Annotated in this window: 16 protein-coding genes; 6 read left to right on the top strand and 10 right to left on the bottom strand. The window is 72.9% G+C overall.

Annotated elements, in window-relative coordinates; genetic code table 11:
* Positions 1 to 13: 13 nt before the first annotated feature.
* From NQZ70_RS02025 to NQZ70_RS02015, 3 genes are all read right to left on the bottom strand, one after another.
* Positions 14 to 928: an MBL fold metallo-hydrolase gene (locus NQZ70_RS02025; protein ID WP_129572717.1), complete on the bottom strand. Its 915-nt coding sequence runs from the start codon at positions 926 to 928 to the stop codon at positions 14 to 16.
* Positions 929 to 1,292: 364 nt separating this feature from the next.
* Positions 1,293 to 2,564 carry a cytochrome P450 gene (locus tag NQZ70_RS02020; RefSeq protein ID WP_237244926.1) on the bottom strand — a complete coding sequence of 424 codons (1,272 nt, stop codon included), beginning with the start codon at positions 2,562 to 2,564 and terminating at the stop codon, positions 1,293 to 1,295.
* Positions 2,561 to 3,178 (bottom strand): TetR/AcrR family transcriptional regulator, encoded by a 618-nt coding sequence (locus NQZ70_RS02015; RefSeq protein ID WP_129572716.1) that lies wholly within the window; start codon positions 3,176 to 3,178, stop codon positions 2,561 to 2,563. The genes NQZ70_RS02020 and NQZ70_RS02015 overlap by 4 nt, the downstream gene beginning before the upstream one ends.
* A 175-nt stretch (positions 3,179 to 3,353) precedes the next feature.
* Here NQZ70_RS02015 and NQZ70_RS02010 point away from each other — a divergent pair, with 175 nt between their 5' ends.
* The 4 genes from NQZ70_RS02010 to NQZ70_RS01995 all read left to right on the top strand — a co-directional run bounded on the left by NQZ70_RS02010 (position 3,354) and on the right by NQZ70_RS01995 (position 8,598).
* Positions 3,354 to 4,106, top strand: a complete 753-nt coding sequence (locus NQZ70_RS02010; RefSeq protein ID WP_129572715.1) for an AzlC family ABC transporter permease — start codon at positions 3,354 to 3,356, stop codon at positions 4,104 to 4,106.
* Complete coding sequence (locus NQZ70_RS02005) at positions 4,103 to 4,432, top strand: AzlD domain-containing protein (protein ID WP_129572714.1); 330 nt, start codon at positions 4,103 to 4,105, stop codon at positions 4,430 to 4,432. The genes NQZ70_RS02010 and NQZ70_RS02005 overlap by 4 nt, the downstream gene beginning before the upstream one ends.
* A gap of 90 nt (positions 4,433 to 4,522) precedes the next feature.
* Positions 4,523 to 7,744: a P-loop ATPase, Sll1717 family gene (locus NQZ70_RS02000; protein WP_237244925.1), complete on the top strand. Its 3,222-nt coding sequence runs from the start codon at positions 4,523 to 4,525 to the stop codon at positions 7,742 to 7,744.
* Between the two features lie 98 nt (positions 7,745 to 7,842).
* A complete protein-coding gene (locus tag NQZ70_RS01995) occupies positions 7,843 to 8,598 on the top strand; it encodes a glutathione S-transferase N-terminal domain-containing protein (protein WP_129572712.1) in 756 nt (251 codons plus the stop codon).
* 51 nt (positions 8,599 to 8,649) lie between these two features.
* Here the strand turns inward: NQZ70_RS01995 and NQZ70_RS01990 are convergent, their stop codons facing one another.
* The 5 genes from NQZ70_RS01990 to NQZ70_RS01970 all read right to left on the bottom strand — a co-directional run bounded on the left by NQZ70_RS01990 (position 8,650) and on the right by NQZ70_RS01970 (position 15,645).
* Positions 8,650 to 9,330: a DJ-1/PfpI family protein gene (locus NQZ70_RS01990; protein ID WP_129572711.1), complete on the bottom strand. Its 681-nt coding sequence runs from the start codon at positions 9,328 to 9,330 to the stop codon at positions 8,650 to 8,652.
* Positions 9,331 to 9,590: 260 nt separating this feature from the next.
* A complete protein-coding gene (locus NQZ70_RS01985) occupies positions 9,591 to 10,556 on the bottom strand; it encodes a hypothetical protein (RefSeq protein WP_129572710.1) in 966 nt (321 codons plus the stop codon).
* 51 nt (positions 10,557 to 10,607) lie between these two features.
* Positions 10,608 to 11,921 carry a hypothetical protein gene (locus tag NQZ70_RS01980; RefSeq protein WP_129572709.1) on the bottom strand — a complete coding sequence of 438 codons (1,314 nt, stop codon included), beginning with the start codon at positions 11,919 to 11,921 and terminating at the stop codon, positions 10,608 to 10,610.
* Between the two features lie 2 nt (positions 11,922 to 11,923).
* A complete protein-coding gene (locus NQZ70_RS01975) occupies positions 11,924 to 14,077 on the bottom strand; it encodes a hypothetical protein (protein ID WP_129572708.1) in 2,154 nt (717 codons plus the stop codon).
* 14 nt (positions 14,078 to 14,091) lie between these two features.
* On the bottom strand, positions 14,092 to 15,645 hold the full coding sequence (locus tag NQZ70_RS01970) for a DUF1501 domain-containing protein (RefSeq protein ID WP_129572707.1): 1,554 nt from the start codon (positions 15,643 to 15,645) through the stop codon (positions 14,092 to 14,094).
* A gap of 145 nt (positions 15,646 to 15,790) precedes the next feature.
* Here NQZ70_RS01970 and NQZ70_RS01965 point away from each other — a divergent pair, with 145 nt between their 5' ends.
* Positions 15,791 to 16,189, top strand: coding sequence for a hypothetical protein (locus NQZ70_RS01965; RefSeq protein ID WP_237244924.1), 399 nt, complete (start codon positions 15,791 to 15,793; stop codon positions 16,187 to 16,189).
* 157 nt (positions 16,190 to 16,346) lie between these two features.
* Positions 16,347 to 16,772, top strand: a complete 426-nt coding sequence (locus NQZ70_RS01960; protein WP_129572706.1) for an organic hydroperoxide resistance protein — start codon at positions 16,347 to 16,349, stop codon at positions 16,770 to 16,772.
* 58 nt (positions 16,773 to 16,830) lie between these two features.
* Here the strand turns inward: NQZ70_RS01960 and NQZ70_RS01955 are convergent, their stop codons facing one another.
* Together NQZ70_RS01955 and NQZ70_RS01950 are read right to left on the bottom strand one after the other, a co-directional pair.
* Positions 16,831 to 18,693 carry an ABC transporter ATP-binding protein gene (locus tag NQZ70_RS01955; RefSeq protein WP_129572705.1) on the bottom strand — a complete coding sequence of 621 codons (1,863 nt, stop codon included), beginning with the start codon at positions 18,691 to 18,693 and terminating at the stop codon, positions 16,831 to 16,833.
* A complete protein-coding gene (locus NQZ70_RS01950; protein WP_129572704.1) occupies positions 18,690 to 20,639 on the bottom strand; it encodes an ABC transporter ATP-binding protein in 1,950 nt (649 codons plus the stop codon). The genes NQZ70_RS01955 and NQZ70_RS01950 overlap by 4 nt, the downstream gene beginning before the upstream one ends.
* Positions 20,640 to 20,840 lie beyond the last annotated feature (201 nt).

The following is a 20,840-nucleotide window of genomic DNA, read 5'->3' as shown; positions in this document are numbered from 1 at the left end:
GGCCCTCCGCGGCTCAAATCCGCTGTGCTCGGGCCGCAGCGGGGGCCCACAGCGGCGGCTCGGGTGCGCCCTTCTCCCGGGCGCCCGCCGGCACGGCGTGGCTCCGCCCGGTGAGGCGCTCGAACTCCACGACGTCATGAGAGCACACGAGGGTCACCTCGTGGCGGTGCTCCCGGCGAAGCGCGCGCAGCCGGCGCTGGTTCTCGAGCCGCGCGCCGCGGTCCTTCTCCATCATGAGCTGATAGAGGCGCAGGCCGGGCGTGCAGGTGGGCCGCACCGGGTCCATCTCGCGGTAATAGAAATACGCATCGCCGGCGAGGAGCAGCCAGCCGCCATCGCTCCGGATCGCCACGCCCGCGTGGCCCAGCGTGTGACCGATGAGCGGGACGAAGAGCACCTCGTCCTTCAAACCACCGACCGGCCGCGCCCCCTCGAAGCCAAACCAGCGCTCTCCGCCGTCCGAGGGATAGGCGATCCAGTTCGGCTGCGTCGACCACTGGGCCGGCCGGTAACGCATCCGGTCGAGCAGCGTCCGCCGGGCGACCGCGGCGTCACGCTCGTCCGCGAGCAGGTGGACCTCCGCGCCAGGAAAGTCGTCGAGGCCCCCAGCATGGTCGAAATCGAGGTGGGTGAGCACGATGTGACGGACATCCTCGGGCCGGAAGCCGAGGCGCTGGATCTGCCGGCACGCCGTCATCTCGGCGCGGAATTCCGGTCGTACCAGGAACAGAAAGAACCGGCTGAGCCGCTTCCTCGCCATCGAGACATCCAGCAACCCAAGCCCGGTGTCCACGAGCACCAGGCCGCTGTCCGTCTCCAGGAGCAGGCAGTGGCACGTCAGCCTCCCGCGGAGCCCCAGCGTCTGGCCATCCATCAGCGCGCCGCCGATCGGACAGGTCGAGATGCAGTTGAGATGATGGATTCGCACGGCCGCCTCTCCTTTCGCCGCTCGCCGCTACCCTGCCCCCGGGGACGGCCGCGCGAGGGACCGGCGCCGAGGCGGGCACACCGCACGTCGCGCGCTCGACCCGCTCACCGCGACCGCTCGCCGACCATCGCGAGGACAAAGCCTAGGCTCCCCGGAGCGCATGAGGCACGGTGAGTGCATGGAGCATGCCGGTCGCCGGGCTCCAGATCGCGTGAACGGAAGGACGGCAAAGGCACGACCGCGGACAGGCGCGCCCTGGATTCGCGCCCGACTTTCCGGCGGCGCGGAGGGACGGACGACCTTTCTGCCACACAGGGACACTCCGCGACATCGGCGCGCGAACGCCGAGCGCGAAGAGCGTGCTCTACAGCGGCGCGCCCGCCTCCGGCGGCCGCGGCGCCCGGGGGACGGAGTAGACCGGCGCCACCGCGCACTTCACCGGCAGCCGGTCGAGCCCGCGCAGGATGGACGACGGCTTCCACGTCAGGGACGAACGCGGCACGGCGAGCCGCAAGCCGGGGAGATCCTGGACGATCGCGGGAAACGCGATCTGCGCCTCGAGGCGCGCCAGCGGCGCGCCGAGGCAGTAGTGCGCGCCGTTGCCGAAGGCGAGGTGCCGGTTGGGGTCGCGGTCGAGCATCAGCCGCTCGGGGCTCGCGAAGACCTCCTCGTCGTGGTTCGCCGAGCCGAGCACCGCGAAGAGCCGCTGTCCCCGCGGGACCACGCGCTCGCCGAACGCGACGTCCTCCGTCGTGTACCGCTCGGTCGCGAGCTCGACCGGGCTCGTGAAGCGCAGGAGCTCCTCGACCGCCGGCTTGATCAGCTCGGGCTCGCGCCGCAGGCGGTCGAGCGCCTCCGGATCGTCGAGCAGGGCGAGCGTCCCGCTGGCGATCAGGTTCACCGTCGTCTCGTGGCCCGCCACGACCAGGAGGAGGACCATCGCGAGCAGCTCCTCCTCGTTCAGCCGGCTGCCCGCCTCCTCGGCGCGCACGAGCGCCGCGATGAGATCGTCCCCGCCCGTCCGGCGGCGCCGCTCCAAGAGCGCGCGCAGGTAGCGCAGGAACATGTAGAGCGACGGCGTCGCGAGCACCATGTCCACGCTCGTGACGATCCCGACCATGCGGTTCGTCCAGGCCCGGAAGCGCGGCCAGTCCGCCTCGGGAATGCCGAGCAGCTCGCAGATCACCGTCATCGGCAGCGGCAGCGCGATCTCTTCCAGGAGGTCGATCGCGCCGCGCGCCCGGGCCCGCGAGACGAGGCGCTGGGTGATCGCCTCGACGCGCCCGCGCAGCTCCTCCACCCGCCGCGGCGTGAAGGCCTGGTGCACCAGGGCGCGCAAGCGGGTGTGATCCGGAGGGTCATGATCGAGCATGCTCTTCGTCAACGGGCGGAGGAACCAGGGCATCCACGGCACCTGCCTGGCCCGCTCCTCCGCGCTGAGCGCGCGATACGGGTCCTTGCCCAGGCGCGGGTCCTTCAGCGCAGACGCCACGTCGGCGTAGCGCGTCACGAGCCACGCGGGCTTCCCGTCCTTGAGCACGGTGCGCACGACCGGCGCCTCGGCGCGCAGCCGCGCATAGAGCGGATAGGGGTTCGCCTTGTGCTTCGCGCTGGAGATATCCGGGATCGACATCATGCTGGACCGCCTTTCTTGGAAGCTCGCGGCCGCGCGGGCCGGCGCCCCGCGCCCGCCTCGGGCTGCGCGAGCGCGAGGAGCGCGTCGCGCAGCGCCCGCAGCTGGCCTTCGCTGAACGCCATCGCGCCGAGCGCCTGGGAGAGCCAGAAACCGTCGAGCGCAAACTGGATCGCGATGGCCCGCCCCACCGGGATGTCCTCGGCCGCGTCGCGCGCGACCGCCTCGGCGGTCAGCTTGCTGCCGTGGCGCGCCAGCGCGGGCTGAGCGCTCGCCGCCTCGATGATCGCGAGGAGCAAGGCGCGAGGCGCGGCGGTCTCGCGCTTGTCCTCGTCGAAGGTCAGCGCGATCTGCGCCCGCAGCCGGGCGCCCCGGGGCTCCGGGTCCTGCGCCGCGCGCTTCGCGGCGTCGTCGTTCACCCGCGCCGTCAGCCGATCGACGATCGCCGTCAGGAGCGCGTCCTTCGTCGCGAAGTGGTGAAAGAAGCCCCCTTTGCTGATCCCCGCCTCGGTGATCACCGCCTCGACGGTCAGCTGGTTCACCCCGCGCGAGACGATGAGCCGCTCGGCTGCGTCGAGGATGCGCTCTCGCGCGCTGGAGTAGGTCCGCGCCGGCATCGAGGATGTATACCGACCAGTCGGTCGGTATGCAAGGCGATCGCTCCCCGCCAGCGCCAGAGCGCCAGGCGCCGGCGGATCCCGGGGCGGGCCGCCCTGGGCGGGCGGCGGCGCCGGGCTGGCGGCCTTGACTTTTGCAGCCCGCCTGGACAGTTCCTAGCCCTCGAGCGACCGCATGTCCTTCGCCGCCTTCGCCCGCGCCACCGCGCTCCACCCCGAGTTCCGCCGCGGCGCGCGCGAGATGCTGCACGTGTCGCTCGGCGTCGCCGCCTGGGGGCTCGTGACCGGCGTCGCGATGGTCAAGAGCGGGCTCACCGCGCCGCTCGCGGTGCTGATGTCGCTCGCGGTCTTCGCCGGCAGCGCGCAGCTCGCCGCGATGCCGCTCATCGCGTCCGGCGCGCCGATCTGGGTCGTCTGGGCCACCGCCGCCTGCGTGAACCTGCGGTTCGTGATCTTCAGCGCGATGTGGCGGCCCTACTTCGCGCCGCTCCCGCGCTGGCGGCGGTGCCTGTGCGGCTACTTCAGCGGCGACCTGAACTACGTGATCTTCATGAAGCGCTTCCCCGTGCCCGGCCCGGCGCCCGAGCAGGAGCCCTATTTCTGGGGCGGCGTCGCGACGAACTGGTCGGCATGGCAGGGCTCGTCGCTGGGCGGCATCGCCCTGGCCAACGCGATCCCGGTCGAGTGGGGCCTCGGCTTCGCGGGCGTGCTCGCGCTCCTCGGCGTCGCGTGCTCGCTGCTCCAGGACAGGGCCACCTGGCTCGCCGCCGGCACCGCCGCCGGCGCCGCGGTGGCCGCCTACGCGCTGCCGCTGAAGCTCAACATCCTGGTCGCCATCGCCGCAGCGGTCGCGGTCGGCCTGGGCGTCGAGGCGGCCGAGGGGGCGCACCGACGCGCGCGCCAGGGGGCCGAGGAGGCCCGGCGATGAGCGCCTGGGAGATCTTCGTCGCCATCCTCGGCCTCGCGCTGATCACGGCGTTCACCCGCGCCTTCTTCCTGTACCCCGACCGGGATCTGCCGCTGCCCGGCTGGCTCCGGCGCGGGCTGCGCTACGCGCCGCTGGCCGCGCTGGCGGCCGTGATCGTGCCCGAGGTGGTGATGACGGACGGGCACCTGATCGCGACCTTGCAGGACGCGCGCCTGCCCGCGAGCCTCGCGGCGAGCGTCTACTACGTCTCTCGCCGCGACATCCTGGGCACCATCGTGACCGGGATGGCGGTGTTCCTGCCGCTGCGCATCGGACTCGGCTGGTAGGCGCGGGCACACCGGTTCTCCTGAAGCGCCGGGGCTGGTACGCTGCGCGACATGTCGGATGAGAGTGCCCACCGACCGGAAGGAGCCACGGTGCCCTCCGCGGCTCAGAGCGACTCGTCGCGGAGCCGCCTCGGCCCGGGGGACGTCGTTGGCGAGCGCTGGCGGCTCGAGGAGTTCCTCAAGAAAGGGGGCATGGGCCGGGTGTTCCGGGCGACCGACCTTCACCTCGGCGGGCCGGCGGCGCTCAAGCTGATGGATCCGGGGGTCGTCGGGACCGAGAAGGCGCGCGCCCGCTTCCTCCGCGAGGCGCAGACCGCGGCGAAGCTGCGGGGCACGAACGTGGTGCAGGTCCTCGACTTCAACGTCGATGCCGCGACGCAGGTGCCGTACATCGCCATGGAGCTCCTCCGCGGCGAGGACCTGGCCGAGCGGATCGCCCGCGGGTCGCTCTCCTACGAGGAGACGGTCGCGGTCCTCGGCGATGTCTGCAGCGCGCTCGGCAAGGCCCACCGCCTCGGCGTCGTCCACCGCGACATCAAGCCGGCCAACGTCTTCCTCGTCGACGACGATCGCCCGCTCTGCAAGGTCCTCGACTTCGGGATCGTCAAGCTCGAGGACCTCGGGCTCGATCGCCAGGGGACGCCGCAGACCGACGCGGGCGCGACCCTGGGCACCGTGAGCTACATGAGCCCGGAGCAGATCGCCAACGCCCGCGGCGTCGATCACCGCGCGGACCTGTGGTCGCTCGGCGTGATCGCCTACGAGTGCATGACCGGGCGCCGGCCCTTCCGCGGCGAGTCGCTGTACGAGCTGGTCCACAAGATCTGCTTCGATGTCCCGCCGGCGCCGTCGCGGCTGGCCGAGGTCCCGAGCGGCTTCGACGCCTGGTTCGCCCGGGCGACCCACCGCGACCGCGACCGCCGGTTCGCCTCCGCCGGCGAGCTCCTCGAGGCGCTCCGGGCGCTCGCCGGCCGCCCGCCGGACCGGCCCGCGCAGCGGCCGCCCCCCGGCGGCCCGCCCGACCTCCCGAAAGACCACAGCTGGGTCTCGGACGCCAACCAGATCGACATCGGCGCCCTCAAGGACCTGACCTTCAAGAACGCCGTGGTCCGCGAGTTCCTCGACAGCGCCAAGAAGCACTTCGTCTCGGGGAGCAAGGGGCTCGGCAAGACCCTCCTCCTCACGTACAAGCGCTCGGTCCTCAGCGAGATCTACCTCGCGACCGGCCGCGAGCGCCGCCACGCCGCCGTGCAGTTCATCCCGGAGGGGCGGCCGTACCTCGATCTGATGGGCGACCTGCCCAGCGTCGACCAGACCCAGCGCGACCTCATGTCGCGTCTCCACGACTGCAAGCGGCTCTGGAGCTTCAGCCTCCGCCTGTCGATCGTCTCCTACCAGTCCGCCGCCGCCGCCGGCGATCCCGAGGACCTCTCGCCGCTCCCCCGGAACCTGCGCGGGCTCCTCGAAGGCCGGCCGGTCGAGCCGACGATGGTGCTGAAGGAGCTCCTCTCGATGACCGTCCGCCAGATCAACCAGGTCGTCGACGCGCTGGAGCGCCCGCTCGAGCGGCGGCTCCGCTCGCTCCACAGCGGCGTCTACATCTTCATCGACAAGCTCGATCAGGCGCTCCGGGGGCTGCCGCGAGACGCGTGGATCCACATGCAAGCGGGGATGATCGAGGCCGCGTGGGACCTGATGAACGCCAACCCGCACGTCAAGATCTTCGCCACGATCCGGGAGGAGGCGTTCTCGGCCTACGAGTCCGACATCAAGGCCAACCTCTTCGGCGCGACCGCGAGGCTCCGCTACGAAAAGCACGAGCTCTTCGAGCTGCTCGAGAAGCTCACGTATTATTACGAGAGGCTGCCGCTCCGCGAGTTCATCCACCTCGACGAGGTGCGCGCGGGGCGCTCGTCCCGCGGCGAGTCGACCTTCGACTTCCTCTGCCGGCACACCCTCGGGCGGCCGCGCGATCTCGTGATCCTCGCCTCGGAGATCTCGCGCAACCGGCAGGCCCTCGACGAGCGGACCTTCACGCGGATCGTGCAGAGCACCAGCGCCGGCCTCCTCGTCGCCAACATCTTCGACGAGATGCGCGTCTTCCTCGAGGTGCTCCGCAACCGCGACAAGCGGGACGAGTTCCTCGCCCTGCTCCCCAGCGACGTCCTCACCCACGACGAGCTGGTCGAGGTGTGGTGCAAGCTGCACCAGGTCGACCGCGCGTACTTCGACGCTCACGGCCGGAACGCCGACGACGTCTACCACCCTTTCCGCGAGCTCTTCGAGTGCGGCCTGCTCGGCGTGCTCCGCGACGAGCCCGGTGCCGAGCGCCAGGTCCAGCGCTTCCGCCAGCCGCACGACGCCGTGGTCGGCTCGCGCCACGCGCTGCCGCGCTCGCGGTTTTACCTGCTCCACCCTTCTCTGCGCGCGCTGATCGAGCCGCTCCCCGGCGGCGGCCAGTTCAACGCGATCCGCAACGTCGTCATCGGCCACGGGGAGCCCTGGCCCCGCCACTGGGACCTCCTGGTCGACGTCCAGCGCGAGCTCTTCCGGCGCCCGGACGCCGACGAGGAGATCGGTAACGCGGTGTTCTCCCTCCTCGACCGCCTCTCGGCCGACATCGCCGACGGCGAGGGAGAGGGCGCCGCGCGCCAGGCGATCGCCGCCTCCCCCACCTTCGCCCGCCTCAGCGCGCACCTGGAGCGGATCCACTGGGACGACCTCCACCTCGCGCTCCTCGAGCTCTTCCCGACGCGGCGCCGGGAGGAGGAGCCCGAGCTGACCGACCGGGTGGAGGTGGCGATGCTGCTCATCGATATCGTCCGATCGACCCGCATGCTCCACGACATCGGCGATACCAGCTTCGTCGACCACCTCCACCGGCTCCGCGGCGCCCTGCGGGGGTCGACGAACCCGCGCCTCCTCAAGGGGACCGGCGACGGGTACCTCGCGGTCTATTCCACGGTGGCCCTCGCCGTCGAGGCGGCCCGCGTGCTCCGTCGCGCCGTCGGCGACGCTGCCGAGCTCCGCCTCATCGTCCACTGGGGCCGGGTGCGGATGAGCGATCACGACGTCCTCGGCACGGAAGTCCACCGGCTCTTCCGGATCGAGGCGGTCACCGAGGAGGATCGCGCGGACGAGCCGAGCGCCGGGGTCGCCCTGCCGCGCCCCGGCCGGGTGACGCTCTCGCGCGCGGCGGCCGCCGCGCTCCCCGACGCGGAGCGCGCGGACTTCCGCCGGGCGGGCGCCTTCCGGCTCAAGGATTTCGACGCGCCCGAGTCGCTCTGGGTCGAGATCGACGCCGGCGCGTGAGGCGCCCGGGGTGCGCCCGAGGGCCGGCGGCGAGGGGCCGCGCCTCTGCGGGCGATCGGCCGAGGGCGCGGGGGCGCGTGTGGTACGCTGCCGGCGCCATGACCGAGCTCCTGGGCCTCGTGTTCTCGCCGTGGACCGAGAAGGCGCGCTGGGCGCTCGACGTCCGCCGCGTCCCGTACACCTTCCGGCACTACCAGCCGCTCGTCGGCGAGCCGGCGCTCCGGGTGAAGCTCCGCCGGCTCACCGGCCGCGTCTCCGTGCCGGTGCTCACCGCCGACGACGGGCGCGTGCTCGCGGACTCGGCCGACATCGCGCGCTGGGCCGACGGGCGCGGCGCCGGTCCGACCCTGTTCCCGGCCGAGCACGAGGCGACGATCGCGCGGCTCATCGACCTGTCGGAGCGCGCGCTCGCCGCCGGGCGCGCCCGCGCGCTCTCGCGCATGCTGGCCGACGACGAGGCGCTCGCCGAGATGGCCCCGGGGCCGATCCGCCGCGCGCACGCCGCCCTCGCGGCGCGGCTCGGCGGGCTCGGCGTCCGCCGCACCCTGCGCAAGTACGGCGGCCACGAGGACGGCGCCGAGGCGCACCTGCGAACGCAGGTCGCGGCGCTGGACGAGCTCCGCGCGACGCTCGCGCGGAGCGCGCCGTCCGGAGACGGGCCGAGGACGCTCCTCGGCCGCTTCACGTTCGCCGACATCGCGATGAGCCAGGTGCTCGTGAACGTGGCGCCGCCCGCCGAGCTGAAGCTCGGCGCCGCCAGCCGCCGGAGCTTCTCCGACCCCGAGCTGCGCGATCGCTACGCCGACCTGATCGCGTGGCGCGACGAGCTCTACCGCGCCTTCCGGACGAGCTGACGGGCCCTGTCCGGCGGGCGAGGCCTCAGCGGCCCTCGGGATCGACGCGCCTCACCAGCGCGCCGCGGCCTGCTCCGCGGCCTCTTTGGCCTGCGCGAGCGGCTGCGCGATGCGGCCGCGCAGCTGCTCGACGACGGCCGGGGGCGCGGACTCGGGCGAGCCCGCCTGGAACGGCGGATCGGGGTCGTACTCCATCACGAGCTGCGCCGTCTGCGCGGCCTCCTCGCCCCGCATCTTGGCGGCGATCCGGAGGCCGAAATCGATGCCCGACGTCACGCCGCCTCCCGTGATGCGGTTCCGGTCCTCGACGTAGCGCGCGTCGACGCGCTCGGCCTCGAGGAGGGGCAAGACCTCGCGGAATGCCCAGTGCGTGGTCGCGCGGTGACCGCGGAGCAGCCCCGCCGCGCCGAGAACGAGCGACCCCGTGCAGACGCTCGTCACGTAGCTCGCCTGCTCCGCGCGCGCCGCGAGGAAATCGAGGACCTCGCCGTCCTTCATCACGGCGATCGTGCCCGCGACGCCGCCCGGAACGAAGAGGATCTCGAGCTCCTCGGGACACGTGTCGAAGGTCGCCGTGGGGAAGAGGGTGATGCCCGAATCCGTCGTCACGGCGTCGAGCGTCTTCCACACGAGGTGTATTTTCGTATCTTCGAGGATACTGAACGCGGACTGGGGACCGATGAGATCGAGCGCGGTGAAGCCCGGATAAATCAGCATGGCAATGTGCTGCATGGGGGAGCTCTCTCCTTCAGGCGTTGTGGGCGATGGCTCAGGACCGGCGTCGTCCTGCGCGCATCCGCCGAGCGTTTGCAGGGTGGCGAGCGCGGCGCTCGCGGCGGCGAGATCCAAGATTTGTCGGCGTTTCATGAGGCCTGTTTACGCGCTGTCATGCGGCGCTACCATGCGACACGTTGTCCTGCGGCGCGATGTCGCATGGCGGGACGCCGGGAGGAGCAGGCGCGCTCGATCCCGGAGGAGCGGAGGAGCTTGTCCTAAGGACTCGTATCGTCGCCTGCCGCGCCGCCCGCGCCGCCGGCGCCTACCGCTCGCCCTCCCGCGCCGCCGGCGCCCGCCTCTCGGCCTCCCGCGCCGCCTTCTCCTGACCACCCACCCTCTCCGAAGCCGCCCTCGCCCAGCCAGCCGCCCTCGCCCAGCCAGCCCCCCTCGCCGAACCCACCTTCCCCCGACCAGCCGCCCTCGCCGGACCAGCCCCCGACGCCCGCGCCGGGGTCCGGCGGCCGGAAGTCGCTCAGATGCGCGAATGCGTCGGAGCGCTGGGCCTGGCAGATGCCGAACGGCAAGGGCGGCTGCAGCACGCACGCCGCGCCCTCCCCGCAATCGCCGTCATCGCAGCAGTATCGCTGGCACGCGTAGAGGCCGCCCATGCAGGTGAACCCCGGGCCGCAGGTCTCGAACGACACGGAGCAGGTCTCGCAGCTCTTCGCGTCGTTCGTCTGCCAGAGACACTGGAAGACGCCGGCGAAGGCGTCGTAACCGCACTGCCCCACCTGCCCTTCGCACCCCTCGTTGGTGATGGGATTGCAGGTGACCATGACCCCATCGACAACAACGCAGCTCCCGTTGCTCGCGACCGCGTCGGGCGGCGCATCGATGCACGCCGGGAGGAAGCCGCTGCCGGACAGGTCGACCTCCGCGTCGATGAGGTCGTCATCCTCCGAGGTCTGCACGGCCACGCACTCGCCCGCCACCAGCGTCGTCCCTGGCCCGCACCGCACCGCGGGCGGCGTGCCGTCCGGCTCGGCCACGCACTCGTTCCCTCGCTGTACCGTCCGGTCGCCGCACGCGAGCGACGGCCCCGCGGCCGCGGGAGGGGCCCCGCCGCCGTCGCCCTTGCAGGACGGGAGGATCAGCGCGCACACCAGCGCGCCGAGCAGAGCCGGCCCCGCCGCGCCGCCGCCGGGCGCAAGGCGCGCTCCAGGCCATCGCTTCCCAGGCATGCTTCCGCTCTCCATCTCTCGGGTGGGTGCCATCGCTTCGGTGTCTCCGGCTCAGTCCAGCTTCGCCCCGGCCTCGATCCACGCGCGGATCGCCGTCCGCTCCTCCGCGCCGAGCTCTCCCCCGACGGGCATCGGCGCGGTGCCCTGGGCCCGCTCGGCGCAGCCGGGCTCGATCTTGCAAACCAAGTAGCTCTCGTCCGCCGCGCCCGGCGCGATCAGCGCCCGGCCCGGCACCTCACGGGACGGCGCGCCGATGACCTCGCCCCCGGCGAGCGCAGCCCGCCGCAGGTCGAGCCCCGACGCGCGCTCGGCGCCGTGGCACGGGCCCGACGCGCAGCGCTGGTCGAAGATCGCCTGCACCGCCTCGATATCCGACGCGGCAGGGCCGCCGTCCTCCGGGTCGCCCGGGCACCCCGCGTACGCGATGGGCTCGTCGGCGACGCGCGTGTCCGGCTGCCAGCCCTCCGGCAGCCCGCGCACGAAGCAGTAGAGCGCCCGCGTCGCCTCCTCGGACCAGCCGCTCTCGACGAGCGGCATGCGCGCCCCGAGCGCGTCGCCGAGGAGCCGCAGGTAAAGGAAGCTCCGATCGGGCCTCCCGGGCACGAGCTGCCTGAGCTCGGCGCCGGCGGCATCACGGCCGTTGCCGTTCGCGTCCCCGACGACCACGTCGGCCCCCCGCCGCGGCCAGCGCCGGAGGTCGAACGCCCGCGCCAGGTCCTCGCCCGCCCGGCTCAGGTCGAGCCGCAGCCGCGACGCGGGCTCGAGCGGCGTGAACACGACGCCGCGGAGCTCCTGCCGGAGCTCGGCCTGGCCCGCCGCCACCGGCGCGCGCACCCGCGTCACCGCGCTCACGTCGCCCGCGGGGCCGTCCAGCGTCACCGTCACCTCGGAGGGGACCCGCGGCGCGCCCTCGGGGACGATCACGCGCAGCAGCGCGCGCTCGACCCCGTCCGCGAACACCAGGCGGTCGCCCGGGCGCTCGCAGCCGTCGACGACCGCGCGCGGATCGCCGACGCCGGTCTGGCAGAACGCGCCCGCGGTCGCGATGAACGCCTCGAACGACGACAGATCGGGCTGCGCCCACCCGCGATGGCAGCTCCCCTCGGCGCCCGCGCACGACGGCGCCACGGCGCGCTCATAAAGGGCCCGCGGCGTCGGGAAGCGCGCCGCGACCGGGTCGTAGCCGGTCGACGCGGAGGCGCTCGAGCTGGTCGGCGCGGAGGCGCCCTGGCCGCTCGACGGCGGGCCGCCGCCGTCGCCGCTCGCCGGCGGCGCGCCGCCGCCGTCGTCGGAGCACGACGCGAGCAGGATCGCGCCGAGGAGCAGGCAAGGACGTCCCGGTGCACGGAGCCGCGATGGACCCATGGTCACTCCCTCCGCAGCCGGACGCCGCCCGCGGCGCACTCGACCTGGAAGCCGTCGATGGGCGGCTCGGCCGCGAGCCGCGCGCAGACCGCGCCGTAGGCGGCGTCGGGCGGCGTGAGCTTCGGGGTCGCGAGGGCGCCGCGCGGCACCAGCGTGCCCAGCATGAACTGCGGCGACTCGAGCAGCGCCCCGCACACGCCGCGCACCCGGCGCTCGATCTCCTCGGGATCGAGCGCCGCCACCTCGGCGTCGAGCGAGGCCCCGAGGACCTGCTCGAGCGCCTCGCGCTCGCCCGCGTCGCCGAGCCCGGGGTCGCCGACGATGCGGTCCTTGAGCGCCGCGATCAGGTCGGCCACGGTGGCGTCCGGCTGCTCCGACGCCGCCTCGAGGAGCCGCGCCACGAAGTCGCCCTCCGGGGCGATATCGCACGCGGCGAACCGGTCCTCCCAGACGAGGCGCGCCTGGAAGTCCAGCCCCCGGTGCCCGGGCTGGCCGTCGTCCACGAACACGCCGATCGCCCCGAGGAACGCCGCGTCGGCGATCGGCACGGCGCTCGGAGCAGGCCAGTCGAGCGCGCCGTGGGCCGCGCTCAGCAGCGTCCGGCCCGACAGCGGCGCGATCGCGTCCCCGACGCTGTTCCTGCGGCGCGCGGGGTCCTCCTCGGCGATGATCCACGGGTCGAACAGGGGGGAGAACGCATACGGCTCGTCCGCGCAGCCGTCCTCCGGCGCCTGCAGGTTGAACCCGGGGCTCCGGAGCACCTCGAGGAGCAGGCGGACGTGCGAGAAGCCCGAGGCCAGGAACGCCTCCGTGACGCGCAGCAGCTCGCCGCGCGACGCGGCGCTGCGGGGATAGTAGTGCGCGACGGTGAGCGGCGTGCCGATGACCTCGCGCCACACCTCCTCGGCGATGTGCGCCGACACGAGGTACGCGAGCGCCTCGTCCGGGTTCGGGATCTCGCCGCGCTCGCCGCGCGAGAGGCCGTGCTGGCGCAGCCCGACGAAGCCGCGCTGCAGCGCCGCGGACAGGTCCCACATCGACGTGCGCGCGCCGCGCACGCTGCCGAGGAGCGCGTCGACCCCCGCCGGATCGTCGCTGATCTCCGAGAAGAACTCGCCGCACGCCGCGGTCCAGCCCCAGGGCCTCACCACCGCGTTCGGGAGCACGACGGGCAGCGGCTCGGCGTCGGCCATCGACGCGACCGAGAACCCGCCGAAGCGGAACACGCCGTAAGCCCGGGCGATGCCGTCGTGGCCGTCCTTCTCCGGGGGACCGCTCGAGTCCGTGAACAGGCCCTTCTCCAGCAGGCCCGGCAGCGGGAAGAACCGGTTCTTGCTCGGCTCCGGGTCGAAGGTGACCGACGCCTCGCCGTTGTGGCAGCGCAGGCACACGATGTCCCGGTGCAGGTAGGCGCCGCTGAACCGCGCGCCGAAGTTCTGCCGGCGCGCGAGCTCGAGCTTCACCGGATCCGCGTTCGCGCCCTCGAAGCTCTGCGACACGATGCTGAACAGGTTCGCGACGTAGATCGACGAGACATCGTCGCTCTCGAGCGAGCCGAGCATCAGATCCAGCATCGAGAACTCGTCGCCCTGGGCGCGCGCCGGCTCGCGCCGCACGCGCTCGGCGGCCTTCCGGCGGGCTTCGCCGTCGGCGCTGAGGAGCGTCGAGAAGCACTTCGCGGAGCTCTCCGAGGCGCGCACGACGCGCAGGCTGTCCAGGTAGAAGTCCGTCCAGCGGCGGAGGTAGTCGAGCTGCGACGTCTTGATCATGGCGAGCACCGCGTAGCGCCGCCCCGCGCTGAGCGGCGCGCCCTCGGCGAGCGGCGCGCCGCCGTCGACCTGCCGGATGAGGTCGGTGTAGAAGCGCACCTCGTCCTGGCTGCGCGGCCTCCGCCCCAGCGTCGCCAGGTGGGCGCGGCGCACGAACGCCGCGTCGGAGTCCTGGCAGCGCGCGAGCGGATCCTTCGCCTCCTCGACCGGCCGGTCCGCGCCGGCGTCGGGGAGCTCGGGCGTCGGGGGCGGGCCCGCGTCGTCCTCGATGGCCGGCGCCTCGGGCGCGCCGGGCGCACGGTCGGGGCCGCAGGCGCCCGCGCCAAGCAGGGCGCCGGCGAGGCCTGTCGCAAGGAGCAGCGTGGAGCTCAGCGTCGCGCGTCGCATCGTGGTCGCCCCGTTCATCCGTGCCCGAGCACCCTGGCGAGCGCCGCCTCTGCGGACTCGCCCTCATTGCGCGTCCCCTCGACGTCGCTCACCCCGAAGCCCTCCTGGGCGAACGGCCAGATCCCGAGCGCGAGCAGCGCGGCGATCCGCTGCTCCGGCGGCTTCACGAACGTCGTGGCGCGCCCGTCCGGCCCGATGGCCCCGTAGATGCCGCGCTGCTCCTCGCGGATGGGGCCGCCGAGGTACACCGTGACGTAGCCATAGGGCCAGTGGTTGCGACCGAGCTCGTTCTGCGCGCCCGGAGAGCGGCCGAACTCCATGTTGAGGATGATGAGGGTCCGGTCGAGGTCGAGCTTCCCCTCGGCCTCGGGCCCCTGCTCGTCCGGGCGCCGGACGTGCGACAGGAGCTCGGCGAGCGTGTTGCCGAGGTTCATCGCCTGCGTGCGGCACGTCTCGGCGTGGGTGTCGTAGCCGCCGCCGCCGTCGGCCATGATCAGCCCCGGATCGATGAAGCAGCAGTAGCGCGCCGGCATCACCGGGTGCGTGAGCAGGTGCGCGATGACCCGCAGGCAGATGGCCGGGGCGTTGATGTTCTCCAGGCCGCAGAGGGCGGTCACCGTCTGCTCGAACAGCGCGCTGTCGAGCACCGCGTCGAGCTCGTGCGCGCTCGCGACGGCGCGGATCGTCTGGCTCAGCTCCGACAGCCGCGAGGCGCGGAGCGGATCGCCCTCGCGCCTGTACCTCAGCCGGTCGCGGTACTGGTCGACGTAGCGCGACAGGAGGCCGTCGAACGCCGCCCGCTCGGGCGCCGCGCCGACCTTCGGCCGCTTCAAGAGCCCCAGGAACTCCTCGCTGCTCGCGCGGAGGAGCAGCGGCCGCGCCGCCGCGGGGTGGAGCCCCGTCGCGAGCGACGCCTGCAGGTTGTCGCCGGGGATGCCGAGGTCCGTGAAGGTGTAGGCGTAGGGGGCGGCGCGCCCCGGATCGCCGTGCTCCATCGCGTGGCGCTGCACGTGGGCGCCGAGGCACGCCATCTGCGGCGAGCCAAGCGCGCGGCCGCACAGCGCGTAGGGAATGGCGGCCTCGTGCGGCTCCAGATCGTGCCGGGTCACGACGACGCGCATGCGATCGAGGACGTCCTTGCGGGCGATCAGCGGGGCGAGGAGCGGCCCGAGGTGCACGTTCATCCCGAGCGCGTCGCGGGCGAAGGGGACCAGCCCGAGGTCGCCCGCCGCGAGCCCGCACTCCATGAGCACTGAAGAGAGCAGCGAGCTCTCCGGCGCGGCGGGGTTGTAGAAGGTGTGGAGCTGCGTGCCCCGCAGGTCCGGGTTCGGATCGTCGGGGCGCCCGTACGCCTCGACTCCATAGAACGTCTCCCACGTGGTCAGTCCGCCGTACAGGAACACTTCCAGGATGTTCTCGGCGCGGAGCTCGGGCGGGAGCCCGATCTGCCGGTATGGCTCCGGGGCCTCACCGAAGGCCGCTCCGGCCCTCGAGCTCCGGAAAAGCGTGCCCGCCGCGGCCATCGCGCCGAGCGCCGCCCCGGATTGAAGAAAACGACGACGTTTCATCGCCCCAGCACCTGTCACCCTCGACCCACCATCCAGCGCGGGGCGCGACACGCCCCTGGAAAATTACCGTATCGCCGTCAACATCTACCGCGCGGTCGCGCGCGACCTGCCGAACGTGCCGATTCGTCGCTCGCCTCGTGACCTCATGAATGGTGACGGCCCGTCGATCCTTCACCCGATCGCGCGTGGCTCGTCGTTTTTCACGGTGCGCACCGACGGCATAGCGAACCTGTCCGATGGAGAGATTCGAGAGGGTCTGCGCAGGCGAGGCCTGAGCGCTCGATCTCCCCGGTTCCTCTCCAACGAGACTTCTCCAGAATGCGCCCATCGCGCGCCGAGTGGTATCGTGGCGCACGATCGCGACGTGCGTTCGCTGCGCCGGGGAGGCGGCCCCACGCGGCTCGGGCCGCCGGGCCAGGCGTCGCTCTATTTCAACGATCCGTTCGGCAACCGTCTCGAGCTTGTCACGCTCGGATTCACGGGGGAGATCCCCGTCGGCGCGCCGGACGTCTCTGCGCTGGGCTACGCCTGGACCGGCACCTGAGCCGCGCGCCTCGCGGCCCCGCGCGATCGCCTCCTTCGTTGCGCACGGTGAGGTTGAGCAGTATGGGGAGCGTATCCGAACGGCGGCCTGGCCGGGCCCTGCCCCGCGGGGGTGGATCTTCCGTGCCCGGGTTTGTCGTCACGAAAGGAGCGCTCCGATGCCTGTTGACGTGAAGTACACGACCCAAGCCACTGCTCAGGGCGGCCGCGACGGCCGGGCCAAGACTGCAGACGGTGCCCTCGACGTGAAGCTCTCGACGCCGAAGGAGCTTGGCGGCGCCGGTGGCGAGGGGAACAACCCGGAGCAGCTCTTCGCGGCGGGCTACGCCGCCTGCTTCCTCGGTGCGTTGAAGTTCGTGGCCGCGCAGGAGAAGGCGCGGATCCCTGCCGAGGCCACCGTGACGGCGACGGTCGGCATCGGCCCCCGCTCCGAGGGCGGCTTTGGCCTCGACATCGGCCTGCGCATCTCGCTGCCGGGCATCGAGCGTTCGCAAGCCGAGCAGCTGGTCGAGAAGGCGCACCAGGTTTGCCCCTACTCGAACGCCACCCGCAACAACGTCCCCGTCCGCCTGGAAGTCGCCTGATCGACGACCGTCGCCCTCCCACGTCGGAGCGACATCGCTTGCATCTCTAGACCACCCCTCAGGGGCCCGTCCCCTCGCGGTGGAGCGCCGCGAACACCCCACCTCGGGCGAGCAGCTCCGCGTGCGTCCCCTGCTCCACGACCCGCCCGTGGTCGAGCACGACGACCCGATCCGCGTGCCGGATCGTGCTCAGCCGGTGCGCCACCACGAAGCTCGTCCGCCCGCGCAGGAGCCGCCCGAGCGCCGCCTGCAGCCGGGCCTCGGTCAGCGCGTCCACCGAGCTCGTCGCCTCATCGAGCAGCACGATGCGCGGACGCGCGACCATCGCTCGCAGGAAGCACACGATCTGCCGCTGCCCCAGCGACAGCCCCGTCCCCCGCTCGCCCACCTCGGTGCGGAGGCCCTCCGGCAGCGCGTCCAGGAGGTCGAGCACGTCCAGATCCCGCGCCGCGTCGCGGATCTCGGCGTCGGTCGCCGCCGGGTTCCCCATGCGCACGTTGTCGAGCACCGTGCCGCTGAAGAGGAAGTTGCTCTGCAAGACCAGCCCGAGCTGCGCGCGCAGCGACGCCGACGAGGTCGCCGCCAGATCGTGCCCGTCGACGGTGATCGACCCCGCCGTCGGCAGGTACAGCTTCGCCAGCAGGTTCAGGATCGAGGTCTTGCCGCTGCCCGTGTGCCCGACCAGCGCGATCATCTGGCCGGGCTCGGCGACGAGATCGACCGCGTGGAGCACCGGCTTGCCCGGGTCGTACGCGAAGCTCACCCCCTGGAAGACGACCCGGCCGCGCGCGGGCGGCAGCGCCGGGAGGCCGCCCTCGTCGGGCCAGTCAGGCTCGGCGTCGAGCACGCGGAGGAGCCGCTCGGCGCCCGCCATCGCCGTCAGGGCCTGGTTGTACTGGTTGCCCAGGACCGGGATCGGGTTGAACAGGAGGTTCGCGAGGAAGAAGAACTCCACGAGCACGCTGAGCTCGATCGCCCCGTGCAGCGCCTGATAACCGCCGACGACCACGAGCACGGCCAGGAACAGCTGCCCGTTGAACTCGAGGAGCGGCAGGAAGGCGGCCGAGTGGCGCGCCGCATCCATGTTGTAGCGCGAGTGATCGAAGATCAGCGCCCGGAAGAGCCCTCCGTTGATGTCCTGCCGCACGAAGCCCTGCGTCACGCGCACCCCCGTGACCGACTCGGCGAGCGTCGCGGTGACCCGGGTGAAGCTCTCCTGCGCGCGCTGGTGCGCGGCCCCGAGGCGCTTGTGGAAATAGACGATCAGCCCCCAGAAGATGGGGACCATCGCCGCCACCACGAGGAAGAGCGGCCAGTGCGCGCGGGCCATCAGCGCCATCGCCACCGCCATCGTGCCGAGCTGCACCGTGCTCACGAACACGACGTCCTGCACCGCCACCCGGATCGCGTCGATGTCGGAGGTCATGCGGCCGATGAGGCGCCCCACCTTCGTCTTCACGAAGAAGCTCATCGGCATGCGCAAAAGGTGGCTTTCCAGCCGATCGCGCATGTCGAACACCACCGCCTCCCCGAGCTCGAGCGCAAGGCGCGAGCGGTAGTGGAAGACCACCGCCGTGAGCAGCGCGAACGCCCCGAAGCCGAGGACGGAGAGCACCGTGGCGCGCGCGTCGCGCCGGGCCACCGGGCCGCTGATGATCGCGCCGACCGCCCAGGTGAGGAGCGGGAGCTGGATCGACCGCACCACGACGAGCGCGAAGAGCGCGTTGCGCTTCCTCGCGTACGGGCGTGTGAACGCGAACACGCGCCGCACGAGCCCGAGATCGAGCCTGCCGTGGGCGTGGTCCCGCTCGTCCTCGATCGCGGCGCGCGAGAGGCCGAGGCGCACGTCGATCGGCGCCGGGTCGGCCGCGGCGCGCGCCGGCCCCGCCGCCGCCTTCGTGGCGCGGCGCGGCGCGCTCACGCCGGCTCCTCGGCCGGGCCCTGCGCCGCGGGGCGCGCGCCGCGCCACGAAGGCGGCGACGGGCTCTCGTCCGCGCGCGCGGCGGCGGCGTGCGCGTCGTGCAGCGAGAGCGCGCTCGCGTAGTGGCCGCGCCCCCGGAGCAGCTCCTCGTGGGTCCCGCGCTCGACGACGCGGCCCCGGTCGAGCACGATCACCTGGTCCGCGCGGCGGAGCAGGTGGGCCCGGTGCGTGGCCATGATCGTCGTCCGCCCCCGGGTCGCGCTGAGGATCGCGTCGAGGATCTCGCGCTCGGTGCGCGCGTCCACCGCGGCCGTCGGGTCGTCGAGCAGGAGCAGCGGCGGGTCGAGCAGCACGGCGCGCGCGATGGCGAGCCGCTGCCGCTGGCCGCCCGAGAGGTTGACCGCCGACTCGCCGAGCTCGGTGTCGTAGCCCTCGGGCAGCTCCCGGATGAACTCGTGAGCGCGGGCGATGACCGCGGCGCGCTCGATCTGCTCCCGCGTCGCGTGCGGGGCGCCGAACGCGATGTTGGCCGCCACCGTGTTGCTGAAGAGGAAGTTGTCCTGGAAGACGACCCCCATGCGCCGGCGGATCAGGTCGAGGTCGTGCCGCCGGAGGTCGACGCCGTCGAGCAGGACCCGCCCGGAGGTCGGGTCGTAGAAGCGCGGGATCAGGCTGAGCAGCGTGCTCTTGCCCGCGCCGGTCGAGCCGATCACGGCGACGAACTGCCCGGGCGCGACGTCGAGGTCGACCTCGTGCAGCACGGGCCTCGCCGGGTCGTACCCGAACGTGACGCGCTCGAAGACGAGGCGCCCCTCCGCGTGGGCGGGGCGCTCGGGCGCCTCGGGGCTCGTGATCTCGACGGGGGTGTCGAGCACCTCGAAGACGCGCCGCGCGCCGATGAAGCTCTGCTGCGCGGTGTTGACGATCGTCGCCATGCTCGCGATCTGCCCGGAGAACTGCTGCAGGATGCCGGCGAACACCACGAGCTGCCCGAGCGTGATCCGGTCGCGCGTGACGAGCAGCCCGCCCATTCCGAGCAGGAGGACGAGGCTCAGCTGCCCGAGCAGGTCGATGGTCGGGCTGAGCACGCTCACCTTCCGGAACGTGCCCTGCTGCTGCTCGCGCACCTCGCGGTTCCGCTCGTCGAAGCGGCGGTGGGCCTCGCGCTCTCGCCCGAGCCCCTTGATGACCTGGATCCCCTGCAGCCCCTCGCTGAAGCTCAGGACCATGCGGTCGACGAGCTCGCGGTTCTGCAGGTAGGCGGGCCGCACCCAGCGGGCGAAGAGCGTGCTCGCGATCCAGAGCAGCGGCGTCGGCGCGAGGCACACGACCGTCAGCAGGGCGTGCGTGCGCAGCATGTACGCGACGTACACGGCGAGCGACAGGACCATGATGACGCTCTGCAGCAGCACGCCGTCCACGAACGAGCGCACGAGCTGCACGTCGCCGGTGACGCGGTTGATGAGCGAGCCGCTCGTGTTGACGTCGAAGAACCGGAAGCTCAGCCGCTGGAGCTTGTCGTACACCCGCGCGCGGAGATCCGGGACGATCTCCATGTGGACGAGGTGGCCCACCGAGAGCGCGTACCCGTAGTTGAGCACCGCGCGGGCGGCCGCCATGGCAAGGATGGCGCCGCCGATCGAGAGGACCGCGGCCATGGGCTCCCGCTCCACGTCGACAAGCCGGCCGAGGCCGAGCGGCGGCACGGGCGCGCGGATCGACGGATCGAGCCGGTGGCGGAGGATGTCGATGGCGAGCCCGGTCAGGCCGAGCCCCGCGAGCCCCAGCGAGAGCAGGACGATCTGGTAGCCGAGCACGCGCGCGACCCGCCCCCGGTACGCCCAGCTCAGCCCGAGGAGCCGCAGGAGGAGCGAGCGCCCGCCGCGGGAGCGCGCCGCTTCGAGCGCGGGGAGCGCGCCGCGATCAGAACGTGAGCCGGACGACATCGGATCAGGGCACCTGGCAGACCGGCCACGCCGGGGCCCGTACCCTACCGGCTCGCGCGGCGTTGGCCAGCGGCTTGCGCGCGCGGGTCGGTGGCGCTTGTGCAGCGACGCACGTGGGAGGACCGCAAGGCTGCCGTGGACGCCAGGATGTCCGAGAGGGCTCGCCTCTTGGCGGCCTTGGCGGTCGTCGTCTCCTCGTCG

The sequence above is a fragment of the Sorangium sp. So ce836 genome (assembly GCF_028553905.1).
Taxonomy (GTDB): Bacteria; Myxococcota_A; Polyangia; order Polyangiales; family Polyangiaceae; genus Sorangium; species Sorangium cellulosum_D.
Note: the sequence above shows the minus strand (reverse complement) of the source record. Positions and strands in the feature narration are given on the sequence as shown.

Coding starts and splice junctions, on each gene's coding strand:
- NQZ70_RS01960 (WP_129572706.1), top strand. CDS start 16,347: ATGCCTGTTGACGTGAAGTACACGACCCAAGCCACTGCTCAGGGCGGC.
- NQZ70_RS01985 (WP_129572710.1), bottom strand. CDS start 10,556: ATGCCTGGGAAGCGATGGCCTGGAGCGCGCCTTGCGCCCGGCGGCGGC.
- NQZ70_RS02015 (WP_129572716.1), bottom strand. CDS start 3,178: ATGCCGGCGCGGACCTACTCCAGCGCGCGAGAGCGCATCCTCGACGCA.
- NQZ70_RS01995 (WP_129572712.1), top strand. CDS start 7,843: ATGACCGAGCTCCTGGGCCTCGTGTTCTCGCCGTGGACCGAGAAGGCG.
- NQZ70_RS01970 (WP_129572707.1), bottom strand. CDS start 15,645: ATGAAACGTCGTCGTTTTCTTCAATCCGGGGCGGCGCTCGGCGCGATG.
- NQZ70_RS02020 (WP_237244926.1), bottom strand. CDS start 2,564: ATGATGTCGATCCCGGATATCTCCAGCGCGAAGCACAAGGCGAACCCC.
- NQZ70_RS01975 (WP_129572708.1), bottom strand. CDS start 14,077: ATGCGACGCGCGACGCTGAGCTCCACGCTGCTCCTTGCGACAGGCCTC.
- NQZ70_RS02010 (WP_129572715.1), top strand. CDS start 3,354: ATGTCCTTCGCCGCCTTCGCCCGCGCCACCGCGCTCCACCCCGAGTTC.
- NQZ70_RS01950 (WP_129572704.1), bottom strand. CDS start 20,639: ATGTCGTCCGGCTCACGTTCTGATCGCGGCGCGCTCCCCGCGCTCGAA.
- NQZ70_RS01965 (WP_237244924.1), top strand. CDS start 15,791: ATGAATGGTGACGGCCCGTCGATCCTTCACCCGATCGCGCGTGGCTCG.
- NQZ70_RS02005 (WP_129572714.1), top strand. CDS start 4,103: ATGAGCGCCTGGGAGATCTTCGTCGCCATCCTCGGCCTCGCGCTGATC.
- NQZ70_RS01980 (WP_129572709.1), bottom strand. CDS start 11,921: ATGGGTCCATCGCGGCTCCGTGCACCGGGACGTCCTTGCCTGCTCCTC.
- NQZ70_RS01990 (WP_129572711.1), bottom strand. CDS start 9,330: ATGCAGCACATTGCCATGCTGATTTATCCGGGCTTCACCGCGCTCGAT.